Below are 15,998 nucleotides of genomic sequence, written 5' to 3'. Positions count from 1 at the left end.
GCACCCTGTAGAATAAGCCAACATTTCCCATGTCGAGTCGACCATTGAAGCTATCTAACCAGCAACGCCTCGCGCGCGCCAAGTTCGCCCTGCCCAGTTCCGTGACGCTGCTGTCGATCGCCTGCGGCTTCGCCAGCATCGTGATCTCGGTCGACAACGCGCGCGTCGGCGACCCGGACGACTTCCGCCTGGCCGCGATCCTGCTGGTGCTGGCCGGCGTGTTCGACGCGCTCGACGGTTTCGTGGCGCGCGCCACGAATACCCAGTCCAGCTTTGGCGTGCAGCTCGACTCGATCGCCGACGTGATGAACTTCGGCTGCGCGCCCGGCCTGCTGCTGTACTGCTACGGCTTCACCCAGCTGGGCGACGTGCACCCGACCCTCGAACGCATGGGCGGCCTGGCCTGCTTCGTGTTCGTCACCTGCGGCGCGTTGCGCCTGGCGCGTTTCAATATCAGCCATGGCCGCACCGACCCGCGCTACTTCGTCGGCATGCCGATCACCGCCGGCGCGGCCTGCGTCGCCTCGGTGGTGGTGGCCTGGCCCGATCCCGTCACCGCGACGGCGCCGGCCTTCCTGGTGTGCGCGCTGATGGTCTGCGTCGGCGCGCTGATGGTGTCGACCATCCGCTTCCCCAGCTCCAAGCACCCGAAAGGCAAGGTGATGCTGGCGCTGCTGGGCGTGTGCCTGGTACTGCTGGCGCTGCTGCAGGAGCGCTTCTTCGTGCTGTTCTTCCTGCTCTACGTGTGTGCGACGCTGCTGCTGAACATCGGCTGGAAGCTGGGCTGGCGCGGCGTGGCGCCGCCCAAGGTGTTCGAAGATTAAGTCACGCGATTAAGTCACGCGATTAAGTCACGCGAACTTGTCGAGCATCGCCGCCAGGTGGGCGGCGCGGGCGCGGGCGTCGTCGAGGTCTTCGGCGTCCCCGGTCTGGGTCAGGATCGATGAGGTCAACAGTTGCACGAAGGAGCGGTCGAGCGCCTTGCGCGCCGCCGCCATCTGCTGCGCGACGGCGTCGCAATCCGACGGCGAGTCGGCCAGCGCGATCAGTTTCTGCACGCCGCGCAGCTGGCCCTCGATCCGGGCCAGCCGGTTCAGCAAGTCCTTCTTCTGCTGCGCGCTGAGGGCCTTGCCCTCGACGATCCGGAGCGGGCCCTCGACCATCTCAGGCCACCTCGTGTCCGCGCGCGGCGCGCAGGATGCGGAACCAGTCCTCGCGTTCGAGCTCGAAGCTGGCGCCCAGCACCGCCTCGCGGATCGCCGCGATGCGACCGCTGCCGGTGAGCGGAATCGGACGGCAGGGCAGGCGCATGATCCACGCGAACACCACGCTGCAGAACGGCTTGCCGATGCGCTCGGCCACCTCCTGGATGACCTGGCGCAGCGCGGCGCCGCGCGCGTCGTTCGTGTCGAACAGGCGCCCGCCGCCCAGCGGCGACCAGATCATCGGCGCGATGCCCAGGTCTTGCAGGCCGTCGAAGGTCGCGTCGAACATCGGCGCGGTGTGCAGGGGAGAGAACTCGACCTGGTTGGTGGCCAGCGGTATGCGGCGGTTGAGCGACTCGAACTGGTGGCGCGTGAAGTTCGACACGCCGAAGTGCAACACCTTGCCGTCCTGCTTCAGGCGCGCGAAGGCCGCGGCGATCTCGTCGAATTCCATCAGCGGATCGGGACGGTGGATCAACAGCAGGTCGAGGCGGTCGGTGCCCAGCTTGCGCAGCGATTCCTCGGCCGAGCGCATGATGTGGCTGGCGCTGGTGTCGTAGTGCTGGATGGTGTGGCCCGGGTGCTTGTTCGACAACAGCTTGATGCCGCACTTGCTGACCAGCTCCATGCGCTCGCGCAGCGACGGTTGCGCGCGCAGGGCTTCGCCGAACAGCTCCTCGACGCCGTAGTTGCCGTAGATGTCGGCGTGGTCGAAGGACGTCACGCCCAGCGCCAGGCACTGTTCGATGAAGTCGACGCGCGCCGCCACCGGCATGTCCCATTCGACCATGCGCCACATGCCGGCCACGATGCGCGACAGTTCGAGACCGCCTTCGCGCGTCGGAATGCGGGGGGAGAGAAGTTCGGCGGGCGCTTGCGGCATCGGGTTCTTTCGTGATGACTGGATGGCATGATTATAGCGGCCGGAAGCCTGCGCCGCGTCAGCCGCCGCGCATGAAAAAAGCCCGTCCGGCATAAGGCGCGGACGGGCTTTCGACGATCGAAGGCGGATGCTTACCGCATCCGGCTTATTGCATCCAGAGGCGCATCGAATCCCAGGCGCGTCCAAAAATGCTCGCTTCCTGCACTTCTTCCAGCGCCACCACCGGCAGCACCAGCAACGGCTTGCCGTCGACCGTCATCTTGAGCGTGCCGACCTGGCCGCCCAGCGCCAGCGGCGCGACCAGCGGGTCGCGGCGTTCCAGCACCGGCTTGAGCTTGCCCGCCACGCCCTTCGGCACGGTGACCAGGATGTCGCGCGTGAAGCCGATCTTGACGGTCGATTGCGCGCCCTTCCAGATGGACGGGGTCTGGATTGCCTGGCCTTTCGAGTACAGCTTGACGGTGTCGAAGTTCTGGAAGCCCCAGTTCAGGAGCTTCTGGCTTTCCTGCGTGCGCACGTCGGTCGAGCTGGTGCCCAGCACCACCGAGATCAGGCGGCGTTCGCCGGTGCTGCCGTTCGGACGGCGCGCCGAGGTGATCATGCTGTAGCCCGAGGAGGTGGTGTGGCCGGTCTTCATGCCGTCCACGGTCGGGTCCAGCCACAGCAGGCGGTTGCGGTTCTGCTGGGTGATCTTGTTATAGGTGAACTGCTTGATCGAGTCGATCTTGTACAGGTCGGGGAAATCGCGGATCACGTGGGCGGCCAGCTGCGCCAGGTCGGCCGCGGTCGAGTAGTTGTTCGCGTCCGGCAGGCCGTGCGGGTTGGCGAAGCGGGTGCTCTTCAGGCCCATGCGCTGCGCTTCGCGGTTCATCAGGGTGACGAAGGTGGCTTCGTCGCCCGCCACCGCTTCGGCGATGGCGACCGCGGCGTCATTGCCGGACTGGATCATCAGGCCATGCAGCAGGTCGTTGATCGACACCGGCACGCGTGGATCGATGAACATCTTCGAGCTGCTGGCGTCGACTTTCCAGGCGCGCTCGGACACGTTCACCATCTGGTCCAGGGAAATGCGTTTGTCGCGGATCGCGGCAAAGGCGACGTAGGCCGTCATGACCTTCGTCAGCGATGCCGGTTCGATGCGCATATTCTGTTCTTGCGAGGCGATGACCTGGCCGCTCGTCGCGTCGAGCAGCAACCACGATTTGGCGGCGATGGCGGGCGCGGGCACGGTTTGCGCACTGGCCGAGACCATCACCAGGCTGGCGGCGAAGGCCGCTAACAGTTTTTTCATGGGGAGTATTTCGTCATTAAAAGTAGAGCGGTGGTGGAGCGCAAGGCAATGCCCCGAAGGAAGCATTGCCTCAAGAGAAGGGAATTATTATAGGGGGTTGTTGCGACTAAATGTCACGTCGCCACAGTTGAATCACGAGATTTTTAATGTGGCCGAGCTTGCGATGGAAGAAGTGGTCGGCGCCTGTAATGACGGTGACAGGCAGGTCGAGCGGTCGCGCCCAGTCGAAAACTTCCTTCAGGGTAATAGTATCGTCCAGTTCGCCGTGGATCAGGATCGTGTCTTGCGGCACTTCCGGCATCGGCCACTTGCCGGCCGCCGTGCCCACCAGCACCAGGCGCTCGGCCGGCCGGCCTTCGGCCGCCAGGCGCAGCGCGAATTGCGCCTGGACGAAGGTGCCGAACGAGAAGCCGGTCAGCGTGATCGGCAGGTCCGGATATTGTTCGCGCATGTGGGCATACATGACGGCCATGTCGTCGACCTCGCCCCGGCCCTCGTCGTGCACGCCTTCGGATTCGCCCACGCCGCGGAAATTGAAGCGCGCCGCCGCATAGCCGAGCGTCACGAAGGTGCGCGCCAGGGTCTGGGCCACCTTGTTTTCCATGGTGCCGCCATACAGCGGATGCGGGTGCGCCACCAGGGCGACGCCGCGCGGCGCGCCTTCCGGCAGGTCGAGCAGGCATTGCATCTTGCCGGCGGGGCCGTCGAGTTGGAACTTGTGCGAATGGATGTTCATAAAGCGTCTTGTCGGATCAGATCTTGAGGCGGTCGACGACCTTGCCGCCGACCAGGTGGGTATCGATGATGTCGTCGATGTCGTCGTTGTCGACGTAGGTGTACCAGGTGCCTTCCGGATAGACCACCAGCACCGGGCCTTCCTCGCAGCGGTCGAGGCAGCCGGCCTGGTTGATGCGCACCTTGCCCTGGCCGCTCAGTTCCAGTTCCTTGATGCGTTTCTTGGCATGCTTCTGCGCCTTCTCGGCGCCGCACTTGCCGCAGCTCGGGCGTGCATCCTTACCCTCGCGGATGTTCATGCAGAAAAATACATGATGCTTGTAAAACTGCTCGTCATTCACTTGGTCGTTCATGTCGTTCTCATTGGAAAGAGTGGCATGGCGTCGCGCCAAAGCGCCATGATACGCGCTCTTATTGCCGATTGAGTTTATGCGAGGGCAGCAGCAAGAACCATAAGGCAACAAAGGGCCAGGCCAGCGACAGGAACTGGGCCGCGCCATTAAAGTTGAGGAACTTGCCCTGCACCCAGCCCTGCAGGGTGGACGAGAAATACGGGTTCACCGGGATCGTATTGACCACCACCAGCGCCAGGATCAGGGTCACTACCGCCAGCCGGCGCTGCGCCACCTGCGGCGCGAACACCAGGCCGGACAGCATGATCAGGCCGATCAAAAAGCCGCCTTCGGCGCCCGGCGTGACCCAGACCAGCGCGTTATCGGGCCGGAACAGCAGCGAGCTGGAGAAAGCCTTCACCACGAGTGCGCCCGCCAGCAGGGCCAGCATGAGCCAGAAGCGCGGGGCGCCGCGGCGCACCAGGCACATCAGGGTGAGGGCGGCGCCGGTCATGCCGCAGGCGGTGATGATGGTTTCGGACAGCCAGTACTGCTCCACGCTCATGATGTCGTCGCCCGGGCGCAGCATGGCCACCAGGTCGATCTCGGTGTCGAGCCAGGACGACATCCAGCCGGACAGGATCGGCAGCACCTGGCCGTGGCCGAACAGGTAGCTCTGCGGGTAGATCTGGGCCAGCGGCCACATGGCCACCAGCACCAGGCCCTGGCTGGCGTGCGGCGCGAACCAGCGCTGGCGCAGCTTGAACAGGCGGCTGCGGTCGAGCAGGCCGGGGGCCCACAGCGCGCCGAGGATGGCGCCCAGGAAGCAGCCGCCGGCATTGGTGACGAAGTCGAGGTTCGACGGCACGCGGCTGGGCAGGTAGGTCTGCACCGCCTCCATCGTGCCGGTGGTGAGCAGCCCGGCGAGCGTGGCCAGCAGCACCGCCCACACGCCGCGCACGCGCGGATACATCGACAGCACCAGCAGCATGCCGAACGGGATGTAGCCGACGATATTGACGCCGGCGTCGAAGCCGGTCCAGTAGCGCTGCTTGACCAGGTTCAGGAAGGCCAGCGGCGAGATGCCGCTGTCGCGCCAGCCGGTGAACGGAAACCAGCTGGCGTAGACGATCAGGAGCAGGTAGGCCAGCAGCGCGGCGCGCACGATGGGCGAGCCGCGCGAGCGGCCTGCCGCCACCTCTGCCGGGACTTCCGCTTCGGTCATTTGCCTTGCAGGTTCAGGGTGGCCAGCCAGGCGCCGATGTCGTCCGCCAGCCCGTCGGTGCTGGCCGCCAGCGCCGCCGCGCCGCCGGCCGCATCCTGGCTCGCTGCCGGCGTGCTGCGTTCGAAGCTGCGCTGGTCGATCAGGCGGTGTTCGGTAAACACCGAGGCGCGCAGCATGATCCGGCCTTCGCTGCGGTCCGCGCTAGAAAACGCGTGCACGAAGTCGTCGATCTCGATGCGCAGGATCGGCACGCCATTGGCGGCGTCGGTGGCCGACAGCACCTTCATGTGCGCCTGCGACAGGCGGGTCTTGATGCGGGTGGTGACCAGGGCGACCGGGGTGGCGCTCCAGCGGCTGCTGGCGTAGGTGCGCGCCTGCTGGGCATCGGCGTAGTTCAGGCGGTAGAACATGCGCTCGGTGTCGAGGCCACTGGGGCCGGTGACGTCCATCACCACGATCGCGAGCGGAGCGGCGGGCGGCGTGGCCGGGGTGAACGGCCGCAGCGACGGCGCGCCGAAGTCGTAGACGGTGTTCTGCGCGCGTTCCTGGCTGGCGCAGCCGGCCAGCAGCAGAGCACAGGTGACGGCGGCGGCGACGGCGGCGGGAAAGCGGAAGGATTGACGGTTCACGGTGGTCCTCATTTGGTCGGGGGCACGAAGCCGGGCTCGCCGGGGCCGGGCGCGTCGCCCGGGGTGCCGAACAGGATGCTCTGCGGGCGGTCGGAGAACGAGTTGGCGGTGCGCCGCACCGCGCGCAGCGAGGCGCGCGCCTCGTCGGTCATCCGCACCACGTGCGGCAGGGTTTCCAGTTCCAGTTCGCTGGTGGCGGCGCCGAGCGCGCCGATGGTGGTGTTCAGGCGCTCGATCGGGCCGTCCGGCGCCTGCAGGCGGGTCGCCAGCTGGTCGTAGTTGCGCGTCATCGAAGTGGCGCTGGTGGCCAGGGTGTCGATCGAATCCATGCTGCGGTCGACCTTCTTCACCAGGCCGGGCAACTGGTCGAGCACCGGATCGAGGCGCTCGGGAATGGCGGCGTAGGCGTCGGCGGCGCGGTCGACGCTCTCGAAGGCGCCGACCATCCTGGCGCGGTTGTCTTCGCTCAGCAGCTCGTCGAGGCTGGCGGTCACTTTCTCTGCCTTTTCGAGGATCGCCAGGCCGCGGTCTTCGAGCTGGTCGAGCAGGCCCGGACGCAGCGGGATGCGGGCAATGCGTTCGCCATTCGTCGCCAGTCGCGGCGAACCGGTGCGCTCGTCGTCGAGCTGGATGAAGGCGATGCCGGTGACGCCCTGGTAGCCGAGGGTGGCGTAGGTGGTGCTGGTGATCGGCGAGGCGGCGTCCACCGACAGCTTGATGAGGATCTGGCCGGTGACGCGCGGGTCGAACACGATCTCGTCGACGCGGCCGACCTCCAGGCCGCGGTAGCGCACCGTGGCCTGCGGGTTGAGGCCGGGAATCGACTGGGTGGTGACGATCTCGTAAGGCACCAGCTCGGTCTTGTCGCGGTTGAACCAGAGGCCGACCAGGATGGTCGCCACCAGCAGCGCGATCGTGAAGATGCCGGTCATCAGGGCATGCGACCTGTTTTCCATAACTATCGATTCTCCGATTCATGCTGGGCGTGGCGCTCGTCGAGCACTTCCAGCGCCCGCTGGCCGCGCGGGCCCAGGAAAAAGTGTGTGATGAAGGGATGCTCGACCTGCAGCACGTCGCACGACGGTCCCACCGCCAGCACGTGCTTCTCGGCCAGCACCGCGATGCGCGAAGACAGCGCGAACAGGGTGTCCAGGTCGTGCGTGACCATCACCACCGTGAGCTTCAGTTCGCGGTGCAGGGTCTGGATCAGGGTGACGAAGGCGTCCGACAGGTCGGGATCCAGTCCGGCGGTCGGTTCGTCCAGGAACAGCAGCTGCGGCTCGAGCGCCAGCGCGCGCGCCAGGGCGGCGCGCTTGACCATCCCGCCCGACAGGTCGGCCGGCATCTTGTTGGCGTGCTCGGGGCCCAGGCCGACCATATTCATCTTGAGCAGCACGGCGTCGCGGATCACGTCCTCGGGCAGCGAGCGCAGCTCGCGCATCGGCAGGGCGATGTTGTCGAACACGCTCAGCGCCGAGTACAGCGCGCCCTGCTGGAACAGCATGCCCCAGTGGTTGCGCATGCGCTGCAGCTGTTCGGGCGAGGCCGCGCTGATGTCCTCGCCGAACACGTGCACGCTGCCCTGCGACGGCCGCTCGAGGCCCAGCATCTGGCGCAGCAGCACGGTCTTGCCGGTGCCCGAGCCACCGACGATGGTGAGGATTTCGCCGCCGTAGATCTCGAGGTTCAGGTCCTGGTGCACCACCGTGCGTCCAAAACGGGTCCACAGGTTGCGGATCTGGACCACCGGCGCGCCGACTTCCTCGTCGGGGCGCAGGTTCAGCTCCTGGCGGCGTCGTTTGGTGTCTGGCATCAGAAGCCCGTCCCGCTGAAGATGATGGCGTACACCGCGTCGGCCAGGATCACCACCGTGATCGCGGTGACCACCGAGGTGGTGGTGCCGCGGCCCAGGCTCTCGGTGTTGGGCTTGATGCGCAGGCCGAAGTGGCACGAGATCAGGGCGATCAGCACGCCGAAGGTCGCCCCTTTGAGGAGGCCAATGGTGTAGTTCACGAACGGCACCGCGTCCGGCAGCTTTTGCAAAAAGTAGCGGAACGACATGCCCATCTCGATCTTGGCCGAGACCATGCCGCCCAACAGGGCCATGGCGTCGGTCCAGACCACCAGCAGCGGCATCGAGATCGCCAGGGCGACCACCTTGGGCATGATCAGGCGGTAGCCATGCGAGATGCCCATCACCAGCATGGCGTCGAGTTCTTCGGTCACCCGCATCACGCCCAGCTGGGCGGTGATCGAGGAGCCGGAGCGGCCGGCGACCAGGATCGCGGCCAGCAGCGGACCCAGTTCGCGGATCACCGCCATGCCCAGGATGTTGACGAGATAGGCGTCGCCCCCGAACATGCGCAGTTGCTGCGACGACAGGTAAGAGAGCACGATCCCGATCAGGAAGCCGACCATGGCCGTGATGCCCAGCGCCTGGAAGCCGGAGTGATAGATATTGGCCGAGATTTCGCGCCACGGCCCGGTCTGGGGACGGCGCAGGAAGCGGCCCAGGTCCTGGATCACGATTCCGATCAGGCCGATGAAGCTGCGCAGGTGCTCGAAGAAGTTCAGGATGCCGGCGCCGAGCACGATCACCCAGTGGAAGGGGCTGGTCCGGTGGCGCGGCAGCTTGATGTGGCTGGCTTCCTCGATGCGGCGGAACAGGTCTTCCTGGCGCGGGTCGAGCTTGAGGCGCTTGGGGCGCTCCTTGTTCCAGGTATTCCAGAACATCTGGGCGCCGATGTGATCGAGGCTTTCGATGCCCGACAGGTCCCATTCGCACGTCCCCTTGTCCTTCAGGCCGGCCAGTTGGCGCGTGATGCCCTTGAGGACGCCGCGCTGCGACAGGCCGTGGACTTGCCAGACTCCCTCGGCAATGACGGATTGGCCGGCCCCCTGGCCGGACTGTTGAATGGTTAATGTTGGCGCATTTTCAATCCGCATTGCGCCAGTGTAAAAGAGAATCGTTACTGTTGCCAGCCACGATCCTCTTGCGTGTTTGCCTGGTCAGGCAGCCAGATGGCGGACCTGGCGCGCCGGAGCGACCGCTTTCGGCGCATCTGCCTGCTTTACCAGGCGGGTCGGGGCATCGACCTTGCCGGCATAGTCGCTGGCCAGCAGCGCCGCCGCCTCGCCGGCATCCATGCCGCGCACCTGCAGCCACTGGGCCACCAGCTTGGCCAGGCGGTCCAGCGCGATGCGGTGGGTGGCGTCGGTGTGCGCATAGATCCAGTCAGAGAACGCCATGAAGTTGTCGAACGGCGCCTCGCCCAGCAGCACCGGAATGGTGTTGGCGAAGCGGCCCGAGTTGGCCACCAGGTCCCAGTAGCGGGCGAAGCGCACCAGGCGCTGCATGGTGGCGAAATCGATCCTGTTCGTCGCCAGCACGGTGTAGGGCGGGTAGGGATCGTAGACCATGCCGAAATCCTGGGTATGGCGGATGATCGGTGTGCCGCGCAGGCGCTTGAGGATGCCGAACTGGATCTCTTCGGCGCCCAGGCTCACCAGGTGGTCGAAGCCGCGCGCGAAGCTGGCCACGTCTTCGCCCGGCAGGCCGGCGATCAGGTCCACGTGCAGGTGGGCGGTGGAGTGCCGGGTCAGCCAGCGGATGTTCTCGGCCGCTTTTTCATTGTTCTGGCGCCGGCTGACCAGGGATTGCACCTCGGGGTTGAAGCTCTGGATGCCGATCTCGAACTGCAGCGCGCCGGCCGGGAATTTGGCGATGGTCTCCTTCAGCGCCTCGGGCAGGTGGTCGGGCACCAGTTCGAAGTGGGCGTAGACCGGGTCGTTCGGCGCCGCCTCGATCTTGTCGAGGAAGAACTGCATGATGCGCAGGCTGGTCTTGACGTTCAGGTTGAAGGTGCGGTCGACGAACTTGAACAGGCGCGCGCCTCGGGCGTACAACATCTCCAGCTCGGCCAGGAAGGTATCAAGAGGGAAGGGCCAGGCCGTCTTGTCGAGCGAGGACAGGCAGAACTCGCACTTGAACGGGCAGCCGCGCGAGGCTTCCACGTACAGGGTGCGGTGGGCGATGTCCTCCTCACTATATAAGGAGTAGGGCAGGGCGATGTCGCCCATCGGCGGCTGCACGCCCGCATGCACCTTCATGATCGGCTTCGGTCCGTCCAGGATCTCGCGGCACAGCTTGGGGAAGGTGACGTCGCCCCAGCCGGTGACGACGTAGTCGGCCAGTTTGACGATCTCTTGCTCGCCTGTCTCGTGCGAGACTTCCGGGCCGCCCAGCACGATGGTCACATCCGGCGCCACGCGCTTGAGCATGGCCACCAGGCGGGTGGTCTCTTCCACGTTCCAGATATAGACGCCGAAGCCGACGATGCGCGGCCCATGCGCCAGGATGCGCTCGACCAGGTCGGTGGTCTTGGCGCCGATGACGAATTCCTGGATCGTCGTCCGCTCTTGCAGCGGACCCATATTGGCCAGCAGGTACCGCAGGCCGAGCGAGGCGTGCGTATAGCGGGCATTGAGGGTCGAGAGCAGGATCGTCATGGCGGGGAAAGGAGGGCGGCGGCGGGAAAGGCGGTATTTTACTGTGATTGCCGGCCCTCGCCTTTATATGGAAGCGTCTTTCGGGTGTGTTTTTGTGGCTTGGTGGGTAATAACGCTGGTGCTCGGCAGGATTGCTTGTTAGAATGCACGCCGGAATTCAGGAAGCCTGTTGCCCCGTAGCGGAACAGTTTTCCAGCAAGTTATGCCTGATGACCATAGCAAGTCGGTACCACCCCTTCCCATCCCGAACAGGACCGTGAAACGACATTGCGACGATGATAGTGCTGCAACCAGTGTGAAAGTAGTTTATCGTCAGGCTATTCAATAGAGAGAAAGCCCACCAGATGTCTGGTGGGCTTTTTTGCTTTCTGCGGTACTGAAACGACGGTGTTGCATAAAACTTATTTATTTTGAATATTTGCGCATAAGTGATGGTGCGTGGGCACTAGTTTAGAGCTAAAGTTGTTGCACCTTTTGCCCTTCGTTCCGCCATCTTCCAATATGCGGCCGTCGCCGCGGAAAGCGCCCTGATGAAACCTCCTGTCCCTGCGGTCCGGTTTCTGTTTGTCTCGATGCTCGCGCTGGCGCTTGGCGGTTGCAGCAGCGACGACGATCCCGCGCCACCACCACCGCAGCCGCCTTCCGAACCCGCCGCCCGCGTCCAGGTCGAGCTTGCACGCACGACGCATGGCGTGCCGCACGTGCGCGCCGATGATTTCCATAGCCTTGGCTATGGGCTGGCGTATGCCTATGCCCAGGACAATGTCTGCATGTTCGCCGACTCCCTGCTGACCGTGCGTGGCGAGCGCTCGCTGTTCTTCGGCGCCGATGCGCGTCCGCGCCAGCGCACGGGCGACGAGTATGGCGGCGGCAGCGGTTTCATGGACTTGAACAATGAAGAGAGCGACTTCTTCTTCAAGGGCTACCTCGATATCGGTCAATTACGCGCGGGCTATGCCGCGGGGCCGCGCGAGCCGCGCGATCTGCTCGAAGGCTTTGTCGAGGGCTATAACCGCTACCTGAAGGATGCCGGCGGCAAGCTGCCGGCCGCCTGCGCCGACGCCAAATGGGTGCGGCCGATGACGCTCGACGATATGGTTCTGGTGGTGGCGGAGAAGGCCCTGCATGCCTCGGGCCAGGCCTTCGCCAGGGATTTCGTCGCGGCCGGGCGGGTGCCCGGGGCCAGCGTGCGCCTGGCCATGAAGGCGCCGCGCAAGCTCGACGCTTCGTCGCTGGTGGCGCAGCTGGACCAGCTCAACAAGCAAGGTTTCGGGAGCAACGCGCTGGCGGTGGGCAAGGACTTGTCCGCCAATGGGCGCGGGCTGTTGCTGGGTAACCCGCACTATCCCTGGACCACGACCGACCGTTTCTACCAGGCTCACCTGACCGTGCCGGGGCGCTATGACGCGATGGGCGTGATCATCGGCGGCATCCCGGCCGTCGTGATCGGCTTCAATCGCGATGTGGCGTGGAGCCACACGGTGACGTTTGCCTATCACTTCACCACCTTCCGGCTGGCGCTGGACCCCGCCGACGCCAGCGGCACCACGTATTTATATGACGGCGAGCGGCGCAGGATGACGTCGAAGACGGTCCACGTCGATGCGCTGCTACCGGACGGATTGATTGGCCGGCGCAGCAAGACCTTTTATTTCAGCCACCAGGGCGCCGTCGTCAGCCGGCCGGCGGCGGGCATGACGTGGACGGCGGAGGCCGCCTATGTGCTGGCCGACCCGAACCGCAGCAATACGCGCCTGCTCGAGCAGTGGCTCGGCATCGGCACCGCCGGCGGCGTGCGCGCGCTCAAGGATTCGCTGGACAAGGTGGTGGGCCTGCCGTGGGTGAATACGGTTGCGGCCGACCGTGAAGGCAATACGCTGTACGCGGACGCCAGTGTCGTGCCGCACATGAACGCCGACAAGTTCGTCAATGGCTGCCTGTTGCTGCAGGCGGCGCTGCTGTTCGACGGGTCGCGCAGCAGTTGCGGCTGGGGGCAGGACCCGGGTGCGCCGCCCGGCATTTATTCTCCGGCCACTGCGCCGTGGATGATGCGCACCGACTATGTCGGCAATTCAAACGACAGTTATTGGCTGGCCAATCCCAAGGCTTTGCTGCCGGGACCTGCGCCGCTGGGCTATTCGCCGTTGTATGGGCGGATCAATGTCGAGCAGAGCTTGCGCACGCGGATCGGTTTCCGCCAGGTCGAGGATGTGCTGGCCCAGCGCAGCAAACTGGGCCTGGGAGACATGCAGGCGCTGGCGTTCTCGAACCGCGTGTATGCGGCCGAGCTCGTGTTGCCGGAACTGTTGCCGGCGATGCTGGCGGCGCTCAAAGGGGCGGCGGACAAGCTGCAGTCGCTCGGCGTGCCGTTCGATGGCCGGCTGGGTGACTACCAGGTCGAGCCGCGTAACGGCGTGCGCATTCCTCTGCATGGCGGCAACGGCAATCAGGAAGGAACCTATGGCTCGCTGACCATGCGCAGCGGATTGACGGCGCAGGGCTATGTCGGTGCACACTGGGGACAGAGCTATATCCAGACCGTGACGTTCGACGAGCAGGGCCCGGTGGCCCAGGCCATGCTGACCTATGGCCAGTCGACCGATCCCAGGTCGCCCTGGTATGCCGACCAGACCATGGTGTATTCGCGCAAGGAGTGGCCCAGCCTTCCCTTTACGCCAGAGAAGATCCGGGCCGATCCGCATTACACGACGGTCACGCTGCGGGAGTAGCGATCGCGTCCAGCTGCGCCAGGGCGTCTTTCGGTAGCACGAGCTGGGCTGCGGCCAGGTTTTCGCGCAAATGGACGGGCGACGAGGTGCCCGGGATCAGCAGGATATTCGGCGAGCGCTGCAGCAGCCAGGCGATCGCCACCTGCATGGGTGTCGCGCCGAGTTGCGCGGCAACGGCGGACAGGGCGTCCGACTGCAAGGGCGAGAAGCCGCCGAGCGGGAAAAACGGCACATACGGAATCCCCCGGCGCGCCAACGCATCGATCATGGCGTCGTCATTGCGGTGGACCAGGTTATACATATTCTGGACGCACGCGATCGGCATGATGCGCTGCGCCTCCTCGAGCTGGCGCGGCGTCACATTGCTCAGGCCGATGTGCCGGATCAGGCCGCGCTGGCGCAGCTCGGCGAGGGTGGCGAGTTGAGGTTCGAGCGAGCCCTCGGCCGGTTTGTAGGGGTCGAACATGGCGCGCAGATTGACGACCTCCAGGGTATCCAGCCCCAGGTTGCGTAGATTGTCGTGCACGGCCTGCTCCAGTTCGGGCGCCGAGAAGGCGGGCAGCCAGCTGCCATCCGCGCCGCGCCGCGCGCTGACCTTGGTAACGATGACCAGCTCGTCGCGGTAAGGGTGAAGCGCTTCACGAATCAACTGGTTAGTGTCGTGGGGGCCGTAGAAATCCGAGGTGTCGATGTGATTGACGCCGAGTTCCAGCGCTTCACGCAGCACCGCACGCGCGACGACCGCATCCTTGGGCGGGCCGAAGGCGTTCGGGCCGGCCAGTTGCATGGCGCCATAGCCGAGGCGCCGTACCGTGCGGTTGCCGAGTGTGTAGGCGCCGGCTTGATCGATCGTGGTGGACATGGTGTCGCTCCTTAGTGAGTTGGTGCGATCAAGATAAGTCGCGCCGATCTGTGTGACAATCCGCTTAAATTCACACAAGCTGTGCGAAAAAACGAACAATGAAGATTGAACTGGGAGATTTGTCGGCTTTCGTCGCCGTCGCACGCGCCGGCGGCTTTCGGGAGGCGGCACGCGCGACCGATGGCAGCGCGTCCGGCTTGAGCGAGGCGGTCCGGCGCCTCGAAGCGCGCCTGGGCGTACGCCTGCTGAACCGGACGACGCGCAGCGTGGTGCCCACCGAGGCCGGCAGCAGCCTGCTGGCGCGCCTGGATCCGGTATGGAGCGAGATCGACAGCGCCCTGGACGTGGTCAATGGCTTTCGCGACACGCCGACCGGCACCTTGCGCCTGAATGTCTCGATGAGTGCGGCGCGCCTGGTGCTACCGTCTATCGTGCCGGCGTTTCTCGCCAGATATCCGGAGATCCGCCTGGAGGTGGTGGCCGAGGAGAGCTTCGTCGACGTGCTCGCGGCTGGCTGCGACGCCGGCATTCGCTATGAGGAACGGCTGGAACAGGACATGATCGCCGTGCCGATCGGCCCGCGCACGCAGCGCATGGCGGCGGCGGCCTCTCCCGCCTGGCTAGCCCGGCATGGGATGCCCGGGCATCCGCGCGAACTCCCGCCGGGCGCATGCATCAGGGCGCGCTTCGCCAGCGGTGCGATGATCCACTGGACGTTCGAGCGGGGCGGGGAGGCGGTGACCCTCGAGCCGAACGGGCAGTTGCTGGTGCAGGTGGGCGGGGCGCTGGACCTGGCGATCGATTCGGCGGTGCAGGGCCTGGGTGTGATCTACCTGTTCGAGGATTGGCTGAAGCCGTATGTCGAGCGTGGGGAGCTGCAACCTGTGCTGGAGCCGTGGTGGCCGCAGTTTTCCGGTCCCTATCTGTACTACTCGGGCCGCCGGCTGGTGCCAGCGCCGCTGCGGGCCTTCGTCGACTTCATCCGCAACGAAGCGGTTTCGTCACAAAACTGAAAAATTAGGTGTTGACGAAGCTCAGCAGGACGAGCATAATCTCATTCCTCTGCTGCTGACGAACAAAACGATTCGAAGCAAACAGCAGATGATGCAGTACCGAATAAAGTTCTTTAAAAATTAACAGTCGATAAGTGTGGGCGTTTGATGAAGGTGCCAGCTGACTTGTTCAGCTGCATACTTAAAATATCAAATGTTCGCACAAAGTATTAAGCGTTGTCTCAGCAATGAGATGACGGTCAGTATTTTGAGTGAGCGACCTCGCTAGCAATAGCGAGTGACTCGAAAGAGTCAACAAACAGAGATTGAACTGAAGAGTTTGATCCTGGCTCAGATTGAACGCTGGCGGCATGCTTTACACATGCAAGTCGAACGGTAACAGGGAGCTTGCTCCGCTGACGAGTGGCGAACGGGTGAGTAATATATCGGAACGTACCCAAGAGTGGGGGATAACGTAGCGAAAGTTACGCTAATACCGCATACGATCCAAGGATGAAAGCAGGGGACCTTCGGGCCTTGTGCTCCTGGAGCGGCCGATATCTGATTAGCTAGTTGGTGAGGTAAAGGCTCACCAAGGCGACGATC

The 15,998-nt window shown here is 64.8% G+C and carries 15 protein-coding genes and 2 rRNA genes; 5 read left to right on the top strand and 12 right to left on the bottom strand.

Translation table 11 applies throughout. The features are described from left to right. Positions 1–44: 44 nt before the first annotated feature. Positions 45–824 carry a CDP-diacylglycerol--serine O-phosphatidyltransferase gene (gene pssA / locus ABIB42_RS07835; RefSeq protein ID WP_219861687.1) on the top strand — a complete coding sequence of 260 codons (780 nt, stop codon included), beginning with the start codon at positions 45–47 and terminating at the stop codon, positions 822–824. A gap of 27 nt (positions 825–851) precedes the next feature. Here pssA and ABIB42_RS07830 read toward each other — a convergent pair whose 3' ends face one another. The 11 genes from ABIB42_RS07830 to ABIB42_RS07780 all read right to left on the bottom strand — a co-directional run bounded on the left by ABIB42_RS07830 (position 852) and on the right by ABIB42_RS07780 (position 10,809). Next, on the bottom strand, positions 852–1,163 hold the full coding sequence (locus ABIB42_RS07830) for a metal-sensitive transcriptional regulator (protein ID WP_005664589.1): 312 nt from the start codon (positions 1,161–1,163) through the stop codon (positions 852–854). Between the two features lies 1 nt (position 1,164). Beyond that, positions 1,165–2,088: an aldo/keto reductase gene (locus ABIB42_RS07825; RefSeq protein WP_219861685.1), complete on the bottom strand. Its 924-nt coding sequence runs from the start codon at positions 2,086–2,088 to the stop codon at positions 1,165–1,167. Between the two features lie 145 nt (positions 2,089–2,233). Beyond that, positions 2,234–3,379, bottom strand: coding sequence for a D-alanyl-D-alanine carboxypeptidase family protein (locus tag ABIB42_RS07820; RefSeq protein ID WP_005664592.1), 1,146 nt, complete (start codon positions 3,377–3,379; stop codon positions 2,234–2,236). A gap of 106 nt (positions 3,380–3,485) precedes the next feature. After that, positions 3,486–4,115, bottom strand: a complete 630-nt coding sequence (locus ABIB42_RS07815; protein ID WP_005664594.1) for an alpha/beta hydrolase — start codon at positions 4,113–4,115, stop codon at positions 3,486–3,488. Between the two features lie 16 nt (positions 4,116–4,131). Beyond that, entirely contained in the window at positions 4,132–4,467 is a 336-nt protein-coding gene (locus ABIB42_RS07810) for a (2Fe-2S) ferredoxin domain-containing protein (protein WP_005664596.1), read from the bottom strand. Positions 4,468–4,525: 58 nt separating this feature from the next. After that, positions 4,526–5,671 carry a VanZ family protein gene (locus tag ABIB42_RS07805; protein WP_071361122.1) on the bottom strand — a complete coding sequence of 382 codons (1,146 nt, stop codon included), beginning with the start codon at positions 5,669–5,671 and terminating at the stop codon, positions 4,526–4,528. Next, entirely contained in the window at positions 5,668–6,300 is a 633-nt protein-coding gene (locus tag ABIB42_RS07800) for an ABC-type transport auxiliary lipoprotein family protein (RefSeq protein WP_307729054.1), read from the bottom strand. The genes ABIB42_RS07805 and ABIB42_RS07800 overlap by 4 nt, the downstream gene beginning before the upstream one ends. 8 nt (positions 6,301–6,308) lie before the next feature. Further along, entirely contained in the window at positions 6,309–7,256 is a 948-nt protein-coding gene (locus ABIB42_RS07795) for an MlaD family protein (RefSeq protein WP_184240432.1), read from the bottom strand. 2 nt (positions 7,257–7,258) lie between these two features. Next, positions 7,259–8,113, bottom strand: coding sequence for an ABC transporter ATP-binding protein (locus tag ABIB42_RS07790; RefSeq protein WP_005664603.1), 855 nt, complete (start codon positions 8,111–8,113; stop codon positions 7,259–7,261). Further along, the gene (locus tag ABIB42_RS07785) at positions 8,113–9,246 is read right to left on the bottom strand and encodes an MlaE family ABC transporter permease (RefSeq protein WP_219861681.1); all 1,134 of its coding nucleotides are present in this window, start codon (positions 9,244–9,246) and stop codon (positions 8,113–8,115) included. Before ABIB42_RS07785 ends, ABIB42_RS07790 begins: the two co-directional genes overlap by 1 nt. Before the next feature lie 63 nt (positions 9,247–9,309). Beyond that, the gene (locus ABIB42_RS07780) at positions 9,310–10,809 is read right to left on the bottom strand and encodes a B12-binding domain-containing radical SAM protein (protein ID WP_219861679.1); all 1,500 of its coding nucleotides are present in this window, start codon (positions 10,807–10,809) and stop codon (positions 9,310–9,312) included. A 205-nt stretch (positions 10,810–11,014) separates the two neighbouring features. On the opposite strand from ABIB42_RS07780, the gene rrf reads away from it, so the two are divergent. Both rrf and ABIB42_RS07770 read left to right on the top strand, forming a co-directional pair. Beyond that, positions 11,015–11,127 (top strand): 5S ribosomal RNA (rrf, locus tag ABIB42_RS07775). 212 nt (positions 11,128–11,339) lie between these two features. Further along, a complete protein-coding gene (locus ABIB42_RS07770) occupies positions 11,340–13,538 on the top strand; it encodes a penicillin acylase family protein (RefSeq protein WP_229520303.1) in 2,199 nt (732 codons plus the stop codon). Here ABIB42_RS07770 and ABIB42_RS07765 read toward each other — a convergent pair. Continuing rightward, on the bottom strand, positions 13,522–14,400 hold the full coding sequence (locus ABIB42_RS07765; RefSeq protein WP_005664612.1) for an aldo/keto reductase family oxidoreductase: 879 nt from the start codon (positions 14,398–14,400) through the stop codon (positions 13,522–13,524). The two genes, ABIB42_RS07770 and ABIB42_RS07765, sit on opposite strands and share 17 nt — an antisense overlap. 98 nt (positions 14,401–14,498) lie before the next feature. Here ABIB42_RS07765 and ABIB42_RS07760 point away from each other — a divergent pair, with 98 nt between their 5' ends. Together ABIB42_RS07760 and ABIB42_RS07755 are read left to right on the top strand one after the other, a co-directional pair. Continuing rightward, positions 14,499–15,413 carry a LysR family transcriptional regulator gene (locus ABIB42_RS07760; protein WP_005664613.1) on the top strand — a complete coding sequence of 305 codons (915 nt, stop codon included), beginning with the start codon at positions 14,499–14,501 and terminating at the stop codon, positions 15,411–15,413. A gap of 307 nt (positions 15,414–15,720) precedes the next feature. After that, positions 15,721–15,998: ribosomal RNA gene (locus tag ABIB42_RS07755) — 16S ribosomal RNA — on the top strand; the annotation flags it as partial.

It is taken from the genome of Massilia sp. UYP32, assembly GCF_050434365.1.
Taxonomy (GTDB): domain Bacteria; phylum Pseudomonadota; class Gammaproteobacteria; order Burkholderiales; family Burkholderiaceae_D; genus Telluria; species Telluria timonae.
Note: the sequence above shows the minus strand (reverse complement) of the source record. Positions and strands in the feature narration are given on the sequence as shown.